Origin of the sequence: Nostoc sp. (assembly GCF_036917355.1) — a bacterium.
Taxonomy (GTDB): domain Bacteria; phylum Cyanobacteriota; class Cyanobacteriia; order Cyanobacteriales; family Nostocaceae; genus Nostoc.
The window spans coordinates 32179-50278 of the sequence record NZ_JBALDP010000057.1 but is presented as its reverse complement, the minus strand read 5'-3'; the positions used below and the strand labels follow the sequence as shown (position 1 = coordinate 50278).

Here is an 18100-nt window from a genome sequence, read left to right as displayed (position 1 = left end):
GCCTCTTTATAGTTTTAACTTTGGTCATGGGGAATGGAGCATTAAGCATTAATTACTATCCTCTGCCCCTCGGCTCCCTGGTCACTGAGCGCAGTCGTTGGCGCAGCGTTGGCGCAGCCTCTCGTAGAGAAGTGTGCCCCCTGCTCCCCATCAAGGTTTGAGTACAACTTTGATGCAGTTATCTTTCTTGTCGTTAAAAATTTCGTAGCCGTGGGGCGCTTGTTCTAGAGGTAAGCTGTGAGTAATGATAAATGTTGGATCGATATCACCGTTTTGGATGTGTTCTAGCAAAGGTTTTAGATACTTGTGGACGTGTGTTTGTCCCATTTTCAAGGTTAGGCCCTTGTTCATCGCAGCACCCATCGGCACTTTATCTACAAAACCACCATATACACCTGGAATTGATACGTGACCACCTTTGCGACAAGACACAATTACTTGTCGTAATGCCGTTGGACGGTCTGTTTCTAGACGTACTGCTTGCTTTACCTGATCGTACATCGCCATAAAATCTGTGCCGTGTGCCTCCATTCCCACTGCATCAATGCAAGCATCGGGGCCACGACCACCAGTCATTTCTTTGAGTGCTTCGCCTACATCCACTTCTTCATAGTTGAGAACTTCAGCTTTGCCGTATTCTTTAGCCATTTGCAGACGTTCGGGAATGCGGTCAAAGGCGATTACCCGTTCAGCACCTAGCATATATGCGCTTCTGATGGCGAATTGCCCGACAGGGCCACAACCCCAAACGGCGACAATATCACCGGGTTGGATGTTGCAGTTCTCGGCTGCCATATAGCCTGTGGGGAAAATGTCTGTTAAAAATAGTACTTGCTCATCCGTTAAACCATCGGGGATTTTGAACAAGCCGACATCAGCAAAGGGCACTCGTGCATACTCTGCTTGACCACCAGCGTAACCGCCGAATAAATGAGAGTAGCCAAATAGACCTGATGGCGAATAGCCCATTTGCTTTTCTACTAACCAACCATTGGGGTTAGAGTTATCGCACAACGACCATAAATCCCGATTGCAGAAAAAGCAGTTACCGCAGGAGATGGTGAAGGGAACAACGACGCGATCGCCTATATTCACATTTTTAACTGCACTTCCAAGTTCTACAACTTCCCCCATGAATTCATGTCCAAGGATATCACCCTTTTCCATTGAAGGGATGTAGCCGTTGTAAATATGCAAATCAGATCCACAAATTGCCGTGGAAGTAATTTTAATAATGGCATCACGCGGGTTAAGAATTGTGGGGTCAGGAACCGTTTCTACCCGCACATCATTTGCTCCATGCCAGCAAACTGCTTTCATAATTATTTAGTCCTTAGTTATAATTTCTGGAGTATTTATATCAAGATAAATCCTAAATTTAACTTGATTTTGAGACGCGATAACTATCGCGTCTCAGTAACCGCTAAAAAGTTATTCAACAATAGATGAGTCAACAATCTCAACCCAAAATTGTTTAACCGTCTAGCTGCTACCTCTCAGTTAGTTGCTAGAAGGAGTGCGATAAGTACCTTCTCTAGTTTTAGTAAATGATGAAGTTTCATCTCCGGCTCTGTTTGTAGTAGGATCAAAAAACTCTTTTGTCGCTTCAGGAGTTTTTTCATCCAAGTTTAACTTGTCGCGGATATTATCAACAGCACTTTTGATTGGGTTTTGTGATTTTTGGGTATTATTGATTTGGGTATCGTTTCTAATTTCACCTTGCTCATTTGGTGCTCCTTTGTAATAAGTACCCTCTGGAGTTTTAACGTCAGCCAGTGCTATGTTAGTGTAGCTAAAAGTCTGACCCAGTAAGAACATAAATCCTACGAGGAAAACTACAACGATTTGGGAAATGCGAATATTTCGCAGCCATGAAATTACTCGATTCATAAAAAACCTCAATTGCATTATGTTGGGTGTACAATTCAAAAGACTGAATGACTATTCACCATTCAGGTTCAAGAATAACTTTGATAGAGTTATCCTTTTTTTGTTGAAAAATGTGATGGTCTTCTATACCAACAGCATCGATGCAAGCATCGGGGCCATAGCCACCAATTATCTGTTTCAACACTTCGCCAGCATTAACTTCTTCGTAAGTTAATCACTTTTGCTTTGGCAAACTTTTTCACCATTTTCAGGCATTTGACAAAGCGATCGCTATTAATCGCTTTTGCGGCGCTAATCATCGCAACTACTTGCGTCCACTTGCTTGACCTTCGGTGGTGGCAATTTCGCCTGCTTCCATTAGCATCTTGAAGCGGCGCAATTCATCACCAATTTGTTGTTCTGGTTCTTCACCGAAAAGTTTAGCTACGGTAGCTGCCAATGCTCCACCTGGTGGATTATACTCCAAGACAATCTTTACTTCTGTGCCGCGATCGCCTGGTGCTTTTTTGAAGCGGACAAAACCAGAATTATCAACGTCTGCACCTTCCACAGAAGCCCAAGAAATAAACTCATTTTCCCGGTCTTCGAGAATATCTGCATCCCATTCCACGCTGTTACCCAAGGGTGCATTGGCAATCCAATGAGAACGTTTTTCGTTATACACTTTGACAGACTTAAGATGCTTCATAAAGGTGGGCAAATTCTCAAAGTTATGCCAAAAACGATACAATTCTTCTGCCGATTTATTAATTGTTACCGTCTTTTCAACTTTGATGGGTTGGTTTATCCCGATTGCTTCCTGTGCTTGCTGGATTGTGCTTTGTTTAGTTGCACCTTGATAAATCAAACCACCACCAGCCAAAGCCGTCAGCGCTCCCCGCAAAGAACCTTGTTTTAAACCCATCAGCACCATAGCACCGCCACCGATGAGAGATGCCCAACGCTCTACTTCACTAGCTTCACCCTGACTAGTAGTAAGTTTATCGCCTGATGTCGAAGTCACTTTTTTTCTCTCCATTACATACAGTAGATAACTCCAGATAACTCCAGATAACTCCAGAAATTAAATATGCGTTATCCAGAAACCTTGTAGAGACGTAGTACTACTACGTCTCTAATTCTTTTTGATCGGATGTCTAGTAAAGTAACCAAAACGCAAATACTCACGATACATTAAGCATGGCTTTGTTCTCCATAGGAGTATGCGCCTCTGCGATTGGTTACATTGATATAGCTGCGCCTGTAGTCGGCTTAGGAGGCTGAATCTGAGCGGTTATCCGCGCTCGATACAACTCTACTAATTGCTGTTCGGATTTCAATAAATCTTGGTAAATTTCTTTGAAAATAGCAGTTGCTACTGGGTCTGTGAACATCGCAGATAAATTACCAATATCGCCGATACCAGTTTGTATATCTCCCAAAGCGGAACGTAACTGATAGATGTCATCGCTTCCCGTCAAGGCAGTTTTTACCTTGGCATACTGATTCGCAATATTTGCACCTAAAGAAGGTTTTTCGCCCAATAACTGAAGATAGGTTTCCAGTTTTTGAATGTGGCGTTGCTTATTAGCAATGATTTGTTGAAAAAGTGATTTAACTTCGCTATCTGATTCCTTTTCAAAGTAATTTTCAAATGCTTCGAGTGAATAACGTTCGCCAGTTAGGGCAGTATTTAAACCTTTGCTAATATCGCCTTTAGTTGAGCCACCCCAAGCATCTGCAAGCTTCCACCATTCAGCAGTTGTGTCTTTCTCATTTGGCAATGCAGCATCTTTGCCACCATAACCCAAACGGCTCAAAATAGCTGTGGTGAAAATTGCCAAGTCTCCAGGTTCGCGAGATGTAATCAAATTCCCGTCAACTACCAATGGCTCATCTAAATAATTTGCACCAGCGTTAGTTATATCCTTGGCAATAGCGCTAAACCCAGTGACTTCTTTGCCTTTGAGCAAGTCGCCTTCAATCAAAACTTGTGGCCCGTGACAAACGGCAGCAACTAATTTTCCTTGTTGGATAGCCTCTTGTACGAAACGTACTGTATTAAGGTTCCGTCGCATTTTGTCAGGAGCCATACCGCCGGGAATCACTACTGCATCAAATTCAGCTGCGATCGCTTCCGTTGTAGTACCATCGGCTTGTATGCTAAGTTTGCCTTGTTTACCCTTATATTTTTCATTCATTCGCGAACCAAGGACTACTACCTCCATTCCTGCTTGTTTGAATCCATTATATGGAACTGTAAATTCTGCATCCTCTACTGCTTGTTCAATGAGGATAGCAACTTTTTTCTTACCGGAGTGATTGTTATGTTCAGTCATAGATGCTCTTACGTTTTTACTTCTAGTTTTTAACTAACTACAATGTCTATCTATTAAGACAGTTCAATAAATAGTCAGATTTAATACTGAATAAACAATTTTAAATTACTTATTCAGTATCAGCATTTGCTACTTAAACTTATTAAATTATTTAGCATTTAGATAGTTATAAATCCAAATACTAAGTTAAAATGCCAAACTTAAATTTTTTGTTTTTCTATTTTATCTAAGCAGAAAATAGTTATGAGTGAAAAGCTCGCCAATAAATAATTTCGGTTTGATAACTTCTAACTCATAACTTCAACTACAAGTTCCTTGACCATGAATTCATAGCTACAATCTTATGGCGCGATCGCTAGTTTAGCGTCGTACCCAGGGGATAGATTATTTTATAGGTTATACACCTCTAGTTAGACAAATTGCTGACAAGAAAACGTTATTGTGAGAATGCAGAAAAGGGCTAGTATCATGGCAGAAAAAAATCATAATGACAAAATTAAAAGTAATGATTTGCCACAAGAGATTACCGAATCCTACGGTACTGGTGTAAAAGACTTGCCGGGATACAATATTGGCGGACGCTCCATGCAGGATGAAAGAGACGAGTACACAGAAACTAGTCCGAAACTGACTGGTGGAGATGTTGATGCTTATTGGCAAGATGCAGATGCAGTTGGAGATGAAGCTGTTGGTGGTAGTACTTCCACTCCCGATAAAAATGTCACGGAGGACTTAGAAGCAGCAGTGGGGCTAGAAATGGCTGATTCTGAGTTTCTGCATACCAACGATATTTTAGAGGATCGTGATGGCGATCGCTGGGAGTTAGATCCAAAGTCTTCTGAAGATTATCAAGACCGATGAGAATAATTACCAATTACAAGAAGCAACCAAATTAGCAACTATCTCAACTAGTTCTTCTGGAGCGATGGGTTTAGATACATGAGTGTCAAAGCCAGCTTCCAAGGCACGGATACGAGCCTCACTATCAGCAAAGGCTGTTAAAGCAATAGCCGGGACTCGTCCACAATCATTTGCTTTAAGCGCACGGAATTTGGAAATGAAAGTGTAGCCATCCTCCCCAGGCAACCCGATATCACTAATTAAAACATCGGGTTGCAATTCAGACAATACATTACGTGCATCTGCTGCTGATATCACTGCTATCACTGTTGCTCCATCCATTTCCAAGACAGTAGTGATAAAAAAGCGAGTATCATCATCATCCTCAACTACCAAGATATCTAAACCAGTAAGAGTTCCAGAAGTTTGCATAATAAATGACATTTTATCTATCCTTGCTTGCTATATTCGTAATTCGTAATTAAGAGAGTACAGAGCAAGCAGTGATTACAACTACGAATTACGTTAGCGAGTCCGCAAGCGTCATTATCAATTACGAATTATTATAACTTTTACACCCATTAGAGCTTCTTTTAGAGCAGATTTTAGATTTACAAAAGTAGATTGATGTGCTCGGAGTGTTGATGAGATACCGAAGCAGGCTCTTTTAACAAGAAATGATTTAACACCATAATTTCAAACATATAGCTTGATGGTTACTACTCCTTTATCTATTTTCCTACTGGAAGACCACTTCGCACAAATGAAATTCAAGCGTCGTTAGAAAGTCCTCACTTCTCTCGATTTTCAGCATAATTCAGGAGTCAAAATTCATTCTGAATACTGATTGACAAAATGCGCTTTATCTTAAACTCTTACCGATGCCCCATACCACAGTCGGTTTGTACCCCAACAGACTGCTTGTCTTCTTTAATCGAAGATTGGGTTATCAGTCTTCTCGATTTAGCATCAATCGCCTGATAATAATATTTCCTTATTTGATGCGATGCCTTGTATCCCACGATTGTGACCTCCCAGATCCAGCGATTAGGAGAAACCAATTTGTCTTTGTCTCCGGCATATTCAGACCATTGCACAAAGCGTTTAGAGATGGCAACAAATGGATATCTTATGCCAGTAACTAAAACTAACTGGTTTATCAGTTCTTCTTTGGATCTGTAACTATTGCCAGGAAAATCATATTGGGGAATTAGATGCAAGCGCAGGATAAAATAGTGAGGTTACGATTGATAAGGATATAACAATTTGTTTAAGCATACAAATAAAAAAAAGCCAATAATATTATTATTATTAAATACTTTTTTTGTTTTTTGTTGCTAGTGATTATTGAAGAGGTTTTTAAATATGCTGATACTGTAAAACTACAGTAGAGATTAAAATTGATTCTCCAGCCCAGCTAATTATGTTTCGATCGAGGATAAAAATGATAGGGGCTGACTCATATTACTAGCAAAGCCCAGAATTCCTGGGTCTCGATGTTCGTAAAGTAACTGGCCTTTGGTATCAAACAGAAAAGTTCCACCACGCTGAGTTAAATAGGCAGAATTAGGTACATAAGTATGCCAATTGCTGAGAACTTCCACCATATTCCGTAGCCGTAGAGTAGCTAATTCAAAGGGACGTTGAAACCCACTTCCGCCAGCTAATTGGAAAAACGAGCCTTTAAAAGCAGGTAGAGGAGTACCTTGAATAATTTCATCATCAAGAATTAGTTGAGGAGCTTGACGATCTCCCCTGTATCCCCGAAAAACTTCTCTTAGCGTTCCAGGACTTCCAAACCCTGCACACATTAACACTAGATTTAGCCAAGCTTTCTGAGCAGGGGAAAGTCCTGGGAAAGGAAGATTGAGACCTGAATAAAGTTTGAGTTGGTGATGTAGTTCTCCATTAGGTTCAACAAATAAATTTTCAGGTGGAAATCCTGTATATTCACAGAATCTTGTTCCAGAGGCGCGATTACCAATTCCCACTGCACGAATAGCGAGTTTTTCATCTGACAATTTTTTAGCTTCGCGCTGTAACCACCACGCATATTCAAGACTATCAAAATCCCCAAGTTGGGGCCAGACTAAAACAAGGATATATGAGGCAGTCTCGCAATTTTCTAGTAGGGGGCGAGTCATGCCATCACTAACACGCTGAAGTCCGGTCTGATTAAGGATAGTGTAAGGATTCATCACAAATGATTACTCGGATATTTGGGGTATCAGTGACACAGAATGTACTAAAGCATTAATATGCCATCATCTCAGGTTTGTAAATATTTTGTTATACTAGTTAACAGAAGTTCATATTTAGGTTTGACACCGCTAAGTAAGGGAATACCCAGTAGGTCGCTTGATGAGTGTATTACTGCTAACGGCAGCTAGGTATGAAAGCTTCTTCTCAAGATTGCCAACATTGACCCTTTAGTTTTCGCCTAGTTGGGCGATTTACCCTGCGATGAATCAACCCATTACATTATCTTTAGAACAAGAATTTAGCCTTAGAACTTTTGCTGACCAAGTGCAGCAGATGTCCCGCGAACAAGCTCAAGAGTTTTTGCTTATGCTCTATAAGCAAATGATAATTCGGGAAACGACTTACCAAGAATTGCTCAAACATCAGTGGGAACTTGATTCAGACTCAATCTTGGGCTAAAGCATACAAGCAAATAAATGTTTTGAATTTTTAGCAGCGACAAAGAAATATTGGTAGAAATACTTTGTCGCTGGGAGCTTTTGAAAGTGCTGTAATATACCAGTAATTAAGTAGCGACGAAGTTGTTGTAGGCATCGCTACTCATTCGAGTGAACTAATTCCATGTTTACAATCGCAATCCCTTATTGCCCAAACTTAAAGGACTTCAAGCACCCAAAAATTTGAATCTAAGTTAAATTTACTACAACTTGTGGGAGAGAGGAGCAGCCAATGGCTACTCCTCTCTCTCATGTTTTTAAATGATTATTATTCTATTTATTGCTGATTTTGTTTTTTGGAAGTCCCTTAGGACTCCAATTGACCCAATGTCTGCGTAACCGTGACTTTAATTGATGGGTTAGTATTGGTGCACTCGGCGTTTCACTACTCAATGAATTACAGCATATTTCAGGTAAATGAAGTACACGGGTAGGGGCACAACATGTTGTGCCCCTACGATTATCTGTACCTCACCAAGTTGCAATCTGCTGTATGTGTAACTGAACATGTGCAATTTGACTAGAACAGTTGTAAATACTGTGACTGTACCAGTCAAAATTGGACAAATCTGTACCTTCTCATTGCTATTTTTCCAAGCGAATCTAGAAAGTATCTGATGCTCGATTGAGCCAAGGGAACTTTTCTATGAAAATAGTTGATAAATGCTTGCGACTAAAATCAAAACTTCAAGAATCTTGGCATAGCTTAATTACATTAATGGCAAGCAGTTCTCAGTTGCAAGTTTGGCAAAATCACCTTACCAATGGGGATTGTTCTTGGCACGCCTATGACCCGATGACAGGACGTTCTGCTTGTTTTGGCTCTGAAGCTGAAATGCGAATATGGATTGAAACTCAGTACTATACCAAGTAAGTCAGCATGATCCGAAATATTAATCCAGAAACACTGGGACTCGGTTGTGGCTTTTTGGGTGTGTTGGGATTTAGCCTTACCTTACCAGCAACTCGTACTGCCGTTGCTGACTTCGATCCGACTTTTGTTGGGCTGGGACGTGCAGTAGTTGCTGGTGTTCTAGCAATGATTGTTTTGTGGATAACTCGTCAGCCTTTACCACTAAGCAAACACTGGGGGAGCTTAGTAATTATTACAGCCGGAGTAGTTTTGGGGTTTCCATTACTATCAGCTTGGGCAATGCAGCAACTACCAGCAACAGATGGTGCAGTAATTATAGGGCTTGTTCCTTTGGTAACTGCCATTGCTGCCACACTCAAAGGTATAGAGCCTCCTTCCCGAAAGTTTTGGTTCGCTAGTCTTTTCGGTAGTACGACCGCAAAGCCTTGCCTTTTGCAGACGCGCGGCGGACACCTTGGACAAACACCAACCGCCAGAAACCTGAGGGTTTTTGGCGGTTGGTGCGGTTAAATGGGATGGCAATGTATGCTTGCGCACTACACAAATGAGTTCAAAAATAAAATAAGATTGCTATATATATTGTCATGACGAAAGAGTATCTGCTTCAATTGGCTCTATAGATAGAGAAATATCCTGAGCAAAGCTGGTATATTTACAAGTTTTAGTAGTAACATTTTTTGAATAGAATTAAGAGATTAACCTGGTATTTTTACAAGCCTTGGCAGTATGAATATGGAATTTTTTAACAGGATTCCTTTGATGCCTTTAGTATTACTCTTATTGGCTTACATTCTCCTGGGATGGTATCTTGCTGCTAATCATATTATTTGGTTAGTAGGAGCTTTTGTTGTTGCTATGGTTATAGCTATAGTACGAAAGAGCTTTTCTTGGTTCGAGCGTTTAGTTGAGTTTGGCTCGAAAACTTTAGTTGTCATCTTGTTTTTAAGTATATCAATTGCTTTGGTAGCAACTTGGTCGATATTATTAAGGCTCTTCATTATCCCCTTAGCCACTACGCTTTTAGCTGATTTGGAAATGCGCTTTTCTGGCTGCAATAAACTAGATTCATTTTTGATTATAACTCTTCTAGCTGTATTGGGTTTGGTGGTAGGTGAAGTAATAGATATTTTACTTTTCCCCAGTAGCAGATACTAAAGAATTAGGAATAAAAAGCTGATACATTATTTATTAATTAACAGTGCACAGATGTGCATGCATACTTCATCAAAACTATGGAGCGATCGCTGTCTATAGTACAGCAGGGTGTAAATAAAGCATCCATTTTAAATCAATGAAACGTTTGCGGTATAAAAATTACGCATAGCAGTATCAGTTTTTTAATCAAACAACGCATGATTATCCCTTTTGAGTCAATCATTCTTTAGATGACTATAAATCTCACTAGTGGAAGACGTTTTACCAATTCAGATTTTTTACCCTATTTTCAGAATGATGTTGTCTAGTAAGAGAATTTAGAGCGATTGCAGGGAGGCTAATCTTAATGTTACCAGATGAATATAACTTGCTGCTGACTGTCACTTTCTCATCACATTTGTTGTTAACCATAGAAGCACAGGTAAAACAGTGATTTAAGGTCTTATTGAATCGTGAGTTCCAAAATCTGGAGTACATAGATGATTCCTCTGTTGAACAAAGACTGTAAAACAAAGCCAAAAGTCCCAACTCAACACTAATAAGGAAGTAACGTGAGTAGACGTAAAAACTTCAATTTGCTCGATCGGACAACATCAACTGAAGTAGCAACACCCAAACCATCCCTGACATTATCAGACGCAGTGGCTCTAATTGTCGGTATTGTCATCGGAGCGGGAATTTTTGAAACCCCGGCTTTAGTGGCCAGTCAAGCAGGTAGCGATATTGCTGTACTGCTTTTTTGGCTAATGGGTGGTGTGCTATCTCTGGTAGGAGCGCTGTGCTATGCAGAGTTGGCCACTGTCTATCCCGACGTTGGTGGTGTCTACTATTATTTGAAACGTGCATTCGGGCGGGGAGTCGCCTTTTTATTTGCCTGGGCGCGGATGACAGTGATTCAAACTGGTTCCATTGCTCTATTGGCATTTGTTTTTGGCGATTATGTTTCTCAGATATGGCGGCTAGGAACGTTTTCGTCTTCTATATATGCAGCCATAGCGATCGCACTATTAACTGCTTTGAACATCATCGGTTTGCAACAGAGTAAGTGGACACAAAACTTGCTAAGTGCTGCGAAAGTTCTAGGTTTGTTGCTGGTAGTAATTATTGGGCTTACCGCCATTCCTAATTCTGCCACCCCTGTAGAATCTGCATCATCGGGAACCTGGGGACTGGCAATGGTGTTTGTGTTGCTATCTTATGGTGGCTGGAATGAGGCGGCTTACATCTGTGCAGAAATTCAAGATGGACGACGTAATATTGTGCGATCGCTAATGTGGAGTATTGGTATTATCACTGCCATTTATCTGCTAATCAATCTGGCTTACCTGCGGGGACTAGGATTAGCAAACATGGCACAGTCAGAAGCAGTAGCCGCAGATTTAATGCGCTCTCTTTGGGGTGAACCAGGAGCTTTGTTTATCAGTGTGCTGATTGCGATCGCTACTTTGGGAGCAACCAACGCCACAATCTTTACTGGAGCGCGTACCAATTACGCACTGGGACAGGATTTTTCGCTATTTGGTTTTATGGGACGCTGGCAACAACGTCCGAGCAGTCCTACCTATGCCTTATTCTTGCAAGCAGCGATCGCCTTAGCACTGGTTTTTTTAGGCACGCTCACCCGCAAAGGATTTCAAACAATGGTGGATTACACTGCCCCAATATTTTGGTTCTTCTTCCTGCTTTCCGGCATATCGCTGCTGGTATTGCGCATCCGCGAACCCCACATAGTTCGCCCTTTCCGTGTGCCATTTTATCCTTTTACTCCATTACTGTTTTGCGCCGTCTGCGCTTACTTGCTGTATTCCAGCTTGGTTTATACAGGTGTAGGAGCGATCGCAGGTGTTTTAGTGGTGGCAGCAGGTATTCCCCTATTGTTCTGGAATAATTACCGTCAAGGTAGGACGTGAGATGAGTGAGCAGGGGAGCAGGGGAGCATAGGAGAAATAGCAGTAAGTCTTTCACCTCCGCCTCTTCCAATGCCCCCATCTCCAATATCCAATAACTATTGACAAAGGAGAAAATTCATGAACTTCAAAAAAATTCTGTTTTTACTGGTTACAGGCGTTAGTATTACCAGTTTAGGAATTGCTGGATGTACGCTGCAACAACAAGATTTGGAAGCCGAGACACAACAGCCTTCTACTTTAACAGGTCAGACAGAAACCGAAACACCATCGGCGACAACTCCCACAACTCAAGTCCAAGAACGTCCTGGAGATGTTCCTTATGTACCTACACCACAGCCAGTGGTAGATGCAATGTTACAAGTGGCAAAAGTGGGTAAAAATGATGTGTTGTATGACCTTGGTAGTGGTGATGGCAGAATTGTTAATACTGCGGCACAAAAGTTTGGTACGCGCGGCATCGGTATAGATATTGACCCCGATCGCATCAAAGAAGCGAATGATAATGCCCAAAAGGCAGGAGTAAGCGATCGCGTTAAGTTTATCCAACAAGATTTGTTCAACACTGATTTTAGTGAAGCAACAGTAGTTACACTTTATTTACTGCCAGAGATCAACGTCAAACTCCGCCCCAAGCTATTGAAAGAACTGAAACCTGGGACTCGCATTGTCTCCCACGCCTTCGATATGGGCGATTGGAAACCACAGCAGACTCTCAATGTAGAGGGCAAAACTATTTACTATTGGGTAGTTCCTGAACAAGTGCCAGCGAATTTGCGATAGGGATTAATAGCAATTTGTAATTCGCAATTACGTTTTGTGACGGGGATTTAGATTTAAGCTTCAATTCGGGCTGCTTGATAGAATAAACCCCAAACTTTGTTAATATCAATTCGCAATTAAGAGGCGTCAGATTCAAGTTAAGGTTCCATTTCTTGAATCTGTAGCCTGATTTTTGAGAATTGTTTTCAGAAATTCAAAATTATCGAATACTTATTTTTTAACTTAAAATTCCCTCCAATGGGGGTTGACAGTCCCAGCCTTAAATATGGAAAAGAGTAATCTAAAATCCAAAATTGTTTGACTGGTGCAAATTCAAATCAAGCAGCTTAGGGAGGAAATATGATAGGCTTAAAAGGAAAGAATGCTTTAATTACAGGTGCAACTTCAGGTATAGGTCAGGCGATCGCTATCAGACTCGCTCAAGAAGGGTGCAACATCGCCATCAATTACCGCTCATACCCTGATGCCGCGGCAGACACGGAAAAGATGGTATTGCAAAAATCCTGCGGAAATATCGAAAATTGTGGTGTGAAGTCGCTGCTGCTTCAGGGAGATATCTCCCAAGAATCAGACATTATTGAGATGGTTAACACCGTAGTAAAGGAATTTGGCAAGTTTAGATATTCTAGTTAATAATGCTGGCATTCAAACAGAAAGTCCATCCCACGAAGTTACCACAGCAGACTTTGATCGGGTAATTGCAGTCAATCTCCGGGGTGCTTATCTCTGCGCCCGTGAAACTATTAAACACCTCCTGTCTGTTAATTGTCCAGGAGCGATTATTAATATTTCCAGCGTTCACGAAATTATTCCGCGACCGATGTATATCAGTTATTCCATTAGCAAAAGCGGGATGGAAAACCTCACCAAAACTTTAGCTTTGGAATATGCAAGCCTTGGTATTCGTGTCAATGCCATTGGCCTTGGAGCAACAATCACGCCAATGAATCAAGCCTGGATAGACGATCCTGAAAAAAAGGCGATTGTGGAAAGTCACATCCCAATGGGGCGTGCTGGCACCTGTGAGGAGATGGCAGCCGTAGTAGCTTTTTTAGCTTCGAATGAAGCTGCCTACATCACCGGACAAACGCTATTTGTACATGGTGGATTGACTCTATATGCTGCTGACTTCCGGGAATCTTGGTCAGCTTGAGGTTAGGCTGGCGTACTTTCCACAATTAAGCCGATACATACCATTAGTGGAATTAAACGCCCATGACTAGCGCGATCGATAAGAACAGTCAGATGGAAGCAGAAGCTTGGGAATTATTGGAAGATTCCGTAATTTATTACCAGGGAAAACCCATTGGGACTGTAGCCGCCAAAGATGCGGAGGCAGATGCACTCAATTATGACCAGTGCTTCCTCCGCGATTTTGTCCCTTCTGCCTTGGTGTTTCTCATGTATGGGAAAGCAGAGATTGTGCGTAATTTCCTAGTAGAAACACTGAAATTACAAAGTCATGAAAAGCAGATAGACTGCTTTGAACCAGGAGCGGGATTAATGCCTGCCAGTTTCAAAGTACATTCTAATGGGAATGAGGAATTTTTGGTCGCTGATTTTGGTGAACTAGCGATCGCTCGTGTTCCCCCGATTGATTCTTGTATGTGGTGGATTCTCTTGCTACGAGCTTATGAAAAAACTACAGGCGATTTATCCCTGGCGCGTCAACCAGATTTTCAAGCCGGAATCAAACTAATTTTGGATCTTTGCTTGGTACATCGCTTTTCCATGTACCCAACAATGTTAGTTCCTGATGGCGCGTTTATGATTGACCGTCGCATGGGAGTTTACGAACATCCTTTAGAAATTCAGGTGTTATTCTACGCGTCTTTGAGAGCTGCTGGTGAATTGCTGTTACCAGATGGGGATGGCGATGTTTACCTCGGCAAAGTCAATAGGCGATTGGGATCTTTGAAATATCATATCCGCAACTATTACTGGCTAGACCTGAAACGATTGGGGGAAATCTATCGTTACAAGGATAACGAATTTGGTAAAGAAATTGTTAATAAATTCAACATCAACTCAGAATCAATCCCTAATTGGTTGACCGAGTGGTTGCCCGAAACGGGAGGATATTTAGCAGGAAATCTGGGGCCGGGACGGATAGATTTTCGCTTTTTTGCTCTGGGAAATCTGATGGCAATTTTAACTTCCTTAGCCGGCGAAAAAGAATCTCAAAGCATTATGAATTTATTCGCCCAACGTTGGCAAGACTTAATCGGCTATATGCCTGTTAAAATTTGCTTTCCCGCTTTGGAAGGTTTAGAGTGGAGGATTGTTACAGGATGTGACTCTAAAAACAGGGCTTGGTCTTATCACAACGGCGGTAACTGGCCGGTTTTACTATGGTTATTTACCGCTGCGGCACTGAAAGCAGGTCGAACAGAACTTGCCCAAGCAGCGATCGCTATTGCCGAAAGGCGTTTATTTAGAGATAAATTCCCGGAATACTACGATGGCAATAATGGTCGTTTAATTGGCAAAGAAGCCCGAATTTATCAAACTTGGAGCATTGCCGGATTGCTAGCTGCTAAAAGGCTTGTAGAAAATCCAGAGCACTTAGAATTAATTAGTTTTGCAGAGGGTCTTGAAGTCCCAGGCTGTAGCATTTAGGTAGATTGTAGAGACGGCGATTCATCGCGTCTCTTGCCTGAACCGAACAGTATTGGGTAGTGAATACCTGGCAAAGTTTGACCCAAAAAATGATTTAGTGGTGTAATTATACAGGGTGTTTCTACTAACTAGTACAGCGGACGCGTAAATCCAGCTACCATCTCAATTCACCAGACAATAGACAGACAAGTTGTTTTGAGTAACTGGTTAAAGGTAGACAAACTTTCGGCTGTACTAGCTATACTGACATAACATTACAAGCTGCCAAACTTTTGGTAAGTATAAGTTAGTAAATAGTATATTTGTACCATAAAAATCCCGATCAAAAGGTTCCAGCGATCGCACAGCCTACTTCTATATGAGAATTTACACCAACTAGTTAACCTGCCTCTGAATACCCTTCTCAAATACCCGATAACTGATACACTAGATTGTAAGAGGTATCTGAAGTGTCATACTTAGTAATATCACCAGATAGTCTTTGCATAATTAGCACGTTTTAACGTGTATTAACCATGAAAACTACTTCAGATTTAATTCCAGAATTTGAAAAACTATTCAGACAAAAATTACAACTAAATAATTGTAAACTTAGAAAGAAAAGACAAGAGAATAATTATGAAATTATTACTCCAGCTAAAGACATTTTTTTGATGTATTGGTCTGAATTCCCAGAAGTTAACTTAATATATCAGGCTGTAGGGGTACGCACTCAGCAGACTAGTGTTTATGAACGAGCTATCCGCTCCCACATTAGTTCTAGTTTGAGTAGTATTCAGGAGAATCCTCACTCTGAATCACCATTATTGGTGCAATAGTCGGCGCTCAGATAACACAGACAATATTTACTAAGCTCTCGCCAGTTTTGTTATATAACTGACGAGAGTTGATCCCCAAAGATGTGTTGATCGAGAGATAAAAATGCAATCCGAAAAAAATCAAGATCAGCTAGATTATAAAGCCTTATTAGGCAATGCAAAGCAAGCCTTAAAAGTTGAATATCAAAAATCAGCCGCTTTAGCATCCCAACTGAAAGCCATCAAAACTCAGTTAGAACAAGTTATGGCTGAAAACAAAATTTTGAGAGAAAGTGCCTATGAAGATGTAGTTAAGCACTTTGAAGCGCGTACTCAAGCAGCAGAAGCACTAGCACTAAAAACAGAAGTACGCCAAAAATTCCTGGAAGCCAATGGTTGTAAGGATGATGAGAGCTTCGATGCTCTATGGGATACTATTAAAAATAAGATTCAGATCCAAGACAATGAAGTGAGAATCGTTGCTCAAAATGGTACTCCCAAGTTCACGTTAACAGGCAGCATGATGACTTTGAGAGATTTTATTGAATCCCTCAAACAAGATTCAATCTCTGGAAAATTTTTCTTGAGCTAGAGAGCCAAATTAATGAAAGCCTCTGGCTAAAAGCAAACTAAAGATTGTAGTCAAAAGTTATTTATCTTCGTCTCCGTCTCTTGGCGACCGTTTGATTTGACTTTGTTGAGCATTCCACTCCAAAGCAATGCACTCTTAAATACTTATTAGTTCAGAAAAAAAGGGGAAGGGAAAAGGGAAAGAAAAAACCTTTAACCCTTCCCCTTTTCCATTTTCTCAAAACCCGATTCCGAATCACAAATTCGCAAAACGAGAAGTATTGAATTCACTCCAACATTTCAGATTGCGTACAGTTGTTAACATTGGCGTATATTTTAATCAGCCAATTCAAATTCCAGAGAGATTTAATTATGATACAAGATGATGAAATACTCGACATTGTAGATGAAAATGATTGCGTTATTGGGCAGAAGAAACGTTCGGAAATATATCGCCAAAGACTATGCAATTTTAGAGTTGTAAATGCTTTTGTTATTAATTCATTAGGTCAACTGTGGATACCTCGGCGTTCTGCACACAAAAGTATCTTTCCCCTTTGTCTTGATGTCAGTATGGGGGGTCATGTTGAAACCGGAGAAACCTATGAATATGCTCTACAAGGCGAACTAAAAGAAGAGTTGAACTTAGAGTTAAATATACTTAATGTTCGGCTTTTGGGATATTTAACACCACATCAGTATCAAGTGTCTGCTTTTATGAAGGTTTATGAAATCAAATCAGACTGTAGCCCAGAGTACAATAAAAATGATTTTATTGAAAGTTTTTGGTTATCGCCTGATGATTTAATAAAATGGTTGTATGGCGGTGAGTCTGCAAAAAGTGACTTGCTCAAACTGGTGCAAATATTTTATCAAGATTAAGTACAATTCTTCGTTTGATATTTGTTCAGATTAATTATAAATATAACGAGCCAGATGACACCACAAGACGCACGAAAATACGCACCAGCAACCGAGCGTAACCGCGAATCAATTCTAGAAGTACTTTTACAAGTGTTGCCAGAGAGCGGCACTATTTTAGAAATAGCAAGTGGTACTGGCGAACACGCAGTCTTTTTTGCATCCAGACTCAGAGATTATCTGTGGCTCCCAACCGATGTAAATCCACAATCAAGGGCCAGCATTATTTCATGGACTGAACACAATGTATGTGATAACGTTTATGCACCGCTTGAACTAGATGCAAAAGAACCAGTTTGGGCTGTGGAAAATGGCGGATTTGATTGGCTGAATACGAAGCCAATTGTCGCCATCGTTAACATCAATATGATTCATATTTCACCTTGGTCAGCCTGTCTGGGGTTAATGGCAGGGGCAGGTCGTATCCTAAAAGCAGGAGGTATTCTCTATTTATATGGCCCCTTCAAACAAGGTGGAGAACATACAGCTGCGAGTAATGCAGCTTTTGACGAATATTTACGCACTGAAAACCCAGAGTGGGGTGTGCGTAACTTGGATGATGTCATAGCAGTAGCTAGGGCACAAAATCTGATATTGCAACAGATTTACCAAATGCCAGCTAATAATCTTTCAGTAGTATTTCAACGTTCTACTTAGTGATTGACTTTATTGGGCTAAAAGCCAATACGCTTAAGTTAAGGGTTATTGGTGTAAATAATTGGTCTTT

General features: G+C 40.9%; 19 protein-coding genes and 2 pseudogenes. 14 read left to right on the top strand and 7 right to left on the bottom strand.

Going from position 1 to position 18100, the window contains the following annotated elements:
• Positions 1 to 150: 150 nt before the first annotated feature.
• The 5 genes from V7K53_RS16565 to V7K53_RS16545 form a co-directional block, all read right to left on the bottom strand.
• Positions 151 to 1320, bottom strand: coding sequence for a zinc-dependent alcohol dehydrogenase (locus V7K53_RS16565; protein WP_335198590.1), 1170 nt, complete (start codon positions 1318 to 1320; stop codon positions 151 to 153).
• 180 nt (positions 1321 to 1500) lie between these two features.
• Positions 1501 to 1890 (bottom strand): hypothetical protein, encoded by a 390-nt coding sequence (locus tag V7K53_RS16560; protein ID WP_335198589.1) that lies wholly within the window; start codon positions 1888 to 1890, stop codon positions 1501 to 1503.
• A 55-nt stretch (positions 1891 to 1945) separates the two neighbouring features.
• Positions 1946 to 2071, bottom strand: coding sequence for a hypothetical protein (locus V7K53_RS16555; protein WP_335198588.1), 126 nt, complete (start codon positions 2069 to 2071; stop codon positions 1946 to 1948).
• Positions 2072 to 2194: 123 nt separating this feature from the next.
• A complete protein-coding gene (locus V7K53_RS16550) occupies positions 2195 to 2893 on the bottom strand; it encodes an SRPBCC family protein (RefSeq protein ID WP_335198587.1) in 699 nt (232 codons plus the stop codon).
• A 217-nt stretch (positions 2894 to 3110) separates the two neighbouring features.
• Positions 3111 to 4208, bottom strand: coding sequence for a DJ-1/PfpI/YhbO family deglycase/protease (locus V7K53_RS16545; protein WP_335198586.1), 1098 nt, complete (start codon positions 4206 to 4208; stop codon positions 3111 to 3113).
• A gap of 468 nt (positions 4209 to 4676) precedes the next feature.
• Between V7K53_RS16545 and V7K53_RS16540 the strand changes: the two genes are divergently transcribed.
• Entirely contained in the window at positions 4677 to 5069 is a 393-nt protein-coding gene (locus V7K53_RS16540; protein WP_094350796.1) for a DUF6335 family protein, read from the top strand.
• Between the two features lie 6 nt (positions 5070 to 5075).
• Here the strand turns inward: V7K53_RS16540 and V7K53_RS16535 are convergent, their stop codons facing one another.
• Together V7K53_RS16535 and V7K53_RS16530 are read right to left on the bottom strand one after the other, a co-directional pair.
• On the bottom strand, positions 5076 to 5492 hold the full coding sequence (locus V7K53_RS16535) for a response regulator (RefSeq protein ID WP_335198585.1): 417 nt from the start codon (positions 5490 to 5492) through the stop codon (positions 5076 to 5078).
• A 977-nt stretch (positions 5493 to 6469) separates the two neighbouring features.
• Positions 6470 to 7246 (bottom strand): peroxiredoxin-like family protein, encoded by a 777-nt coding sequence (locus V7K53_RS16530; RefSeq protein WP_335198584.1) that lies wholly within the window; start codon positions 7244 to 7246, stop codon positions 6470 to 6472.
• A gap of 265 nt (positions 7247 to 7511) precedes the next feature.
• Between V7K53_RS16530 and V7K53_RS16525 the strand changes: the two genes are divergently transcribed.
• The 13 genes and pseudogenes from V7K53_RS16525 to V7K53_RS16465 all read left to right on the top strand — a co-directional run bounded on the left by V7K53_RS16525 (position 7512) and on the right by V7K53_RS16465 (position 18030).
• Positions 7512 to 7709 carry an NblA/ycf18 family protein gene (locus V7K53_RS16525; RefSeq protein WP_194041722.1) on the top strand — a complete coding sequence of 66 codons (198 nt, stop codon included), beginning with the start codon at positions 7512 to 7514 and terminating at the stop codon, positions 7707 to 7709.
• A gap of 364 nt (positions 7710 to 8073) precedes the next feature.
• Positions 8074 to 8148 (top strand): annotated as a pseudogene (locus V7K53_RS16520) (pyridoxamine 5'-phosphate oxidase family protein); the annotation flags it as partial.
• A 245-nt stretch (positions 8149 to 8393) separates the two neighbouring features.
• Positions 8394 to 8621: a hypothetical protein gene (locus V7K53_RS16515; protein ID WP_335198583.1), complete on the top strand. Its 228-nt coding sequence runs from the start codon at positions 8394 to 8396 to the stop codon at positions 8619 to 8621.
• A gap of 6 nt (positions 8622 to 8627) precedes the next feature.
• On the top strand, positions 8628 to 9131 hold the full coding sequence (locus tag V7K53_RS16510) for a DMT family transporter (protein ID WP_335198582.1): 504 nt from the start codon (positions 8628 to 8630) through the stop codon (positions 9129 to 9131).
• A 216-nt stretch (positions 9132 to 9347) separates the two neighbouring features.
• A complete protein-coding gene (locus V7K53_RS16505) occupies positions 9348 to 9776 on the top strand; it encodes a hypothetical protein (RefSeq protein ID WP_335198580.1) in 429 nt (142 codons plus the stop codon).
• A 551-nt stretch (positions 9777 to 10327) separates the two neighbouring features.
• Entirely contained in the window at positions 10328 to 11686 is a 1359-nt protein-coding gene (locus tag V7K53_RS16500; protein WP_335198579.1) for an APC family permease, read from the top strand.
• A gap of 117 nt (positions 11687 to 11803) precedes the next feature.
• A complete protein-coding gene (locus tag V7K53_RS16495; protein ID WP_335198578.1) occupies positions 11804 to 12466 on the top strand; it encodes a methyltransferase domain-containing protein in 663 nt (220 codons plus the stop codon).
• Between the two features lie 339 nt (positions 12467 to 12805).
• Positions 12806 to 13619: pseudogene (locus V7K53_RS16490) on the top strand (glucose 1-dehydrogenase).
• Positions 13620 to 13681: 62 nt separating this feature from the next.
• Positions 13682 to 15085, top strand: a complete 1404-nt coding sequence (locus V7K53_RS16485; protein WP_335198577.1) for a glycoside hydrolase 100 family protein — start codon at positions 13682 to 13684, stop codon at positions 15083 to 15085.
• A 515-nt stretch (positions 15086 to 15600) separates the two neighbouring features.
• Positions 15601 to 15903 (top strand): hypothetical protein, encoded by a 303-nt coding sequence (locus tag V7K53_RS16480; protein WP_335009463.1) that lies wholly within the window; start codon positions 15601 to 15603, stop codon positions 15901 to 15903.
• Between the two features lie 103 nt (positions 15904 to 16006).
• The gene (locus V7K53_RS16475; RefSeq protein WP_335198576.1) at positions 16007 to 16474 is read left to right on the top strand and encodes a hypothetical protein; all 468 of its coding nucleotides are present in this window, start codon (positions 16007 to 16009) and stop codon (positions 16472 to 16474) included.
• A gap of 350 nt (positions 16475 to 16824) precedes the next feature.
• Complete coding sequence (locus V7K53_RS16470; protein ID WP_335198575.1) at positions 16825 to 17334, top strand: NUDIX hydrolase; 510 nt, start codon at positions 16825 to 16827, stop codon at positions 17332 to 17334.
• Between the two features lie 54 nt (positions 17335 to 17388).
• On the top strand, positions 17389 to 18030 hold the full coding sequence (locus V7K53_RS16465) for a DUF938 domain-containing protein (protein ID WP_335198574.1): 642 nt from the start codon (positions 17389 to 17391) through the stop codon (positions 18028 to 18030).
• The last annotated feature ends 70 nt before the right edge of the window (positions 18031 to 18100 follow it).

Excerpts from the sequence above, each read along its gene's own strand:
- V7K53_RS16540 (WP_094350796.1), top strand. The coding sequence starts at position 4,677 with ATGGCAGAAAAAAATCATAATGACAAAATTAAAAGTAATGATTTGCCA.
- V7K53_RS16530 (WP_335198584.1), bottom strand. The coding sequence starts at position 7,246 with ATGAATCCTTACACTATCCTTAATCAGACCGGACTTCAGCGTGTTAGT.
- V7K53_RS16545 (WP_335198586.1), bottom strand. The coding sequence starts at position 4,208 with ATGACTGAACATAACAATCACTCCGGTAAGAAAAAAGTTGCTATCCTC.
- V7K53_RS16535 (WP_335198585.1), bottom strand. The coding sequence starts at position 5,492 with ATGTCATTTATTATGCAAACTTCTGGAACTCTTACTGGTTTAGATATC.
- V7K53_RS16560 (WP_335198589.1), bottom strand. The coding sequence starts at position 1,890 with ATGAATCGAGTAATTTCATGGCTGCGAAATATTCGCATTTCCCAAATC.
- V7K53_RS16505 (WP_335198580.1), top strand. The coding sequence starts at position 9,348 with ATGAATATGGAATTTTTTAACAGGATTCCTTTGATGCCTTTAGTATTA.
- V7K53_RS16485 (WP_335198577.1), top strand. The coding sequence starts at position 13,682 with ATGACTAGCGCGATCGATAAGAACAGTCAGATGGAAGCAGAAGCTTGG.
- V7K53_RS16475 (WP_335198576.1), top strand. The coding sequence starts at position 16,007 with ATGCAATCCGAAAAAAATCAAGATCAGCTAGATTATAAAGCCTTATTA.
- V7K53_RS16480 (WP_335009463.1), top strand. The coding sequence starts at position 15,601 with ATGAAAACTACTTCAGATTTAATTCCAGAATTTGAAAAACTATTCAGA.
- V7K53_RS16515 (WP_335198583.1), top strand. The coding sequence starts at position 8,394 with ATGAAAATAGTTGATAAATGCTTGCGACTAAAATCAAAACTTCAAGAA.
- V7K53_RS16565 (WP_335198590.1), bottom strand. The coding sequence starts at position 1,320 with ATGAAAGCAGTTTGCTGGCATGGAGCAAATGATGTGCGGGTAGAAACG.
- V7K53_RS16495 (WP_335198578.1), top strand. The coding sequence starts at position 11,804 with ATGAACTTCAAAAAAATTCTGTTTTTACTGGTTACAGGCGTTAGTATT.
- V7K53_RS16470 (WP_335198575.1), top strand. The coding sequence starts at position 16,825 with ATGATACAAGATGATGAAATACTCGACATTGTAGATGAAAATGATTGC.
- V7K53_RS16465 (WP_335198574.1), top strand. The coding sequence starts at position 17,389 with ATGACACCACAAGACGCACGAAAATACGCACCAGCAACCGAGCGTAAC.
- V7K53_RS16510 (WP_335198582.1), top strand. The coding sequence starts at position 8,628 with ATGATCCGAAATATTAATCCAGAAACACTGGGACTCGGTTGTGGCTTT.
- V7K53_RS16525 (WP_194041722.1), top strand. The coding sequence starts at position 7,512 with ATGAATCAACCCATTACATTATCTTTAGAACAAGAATTTAGCCTTAGA.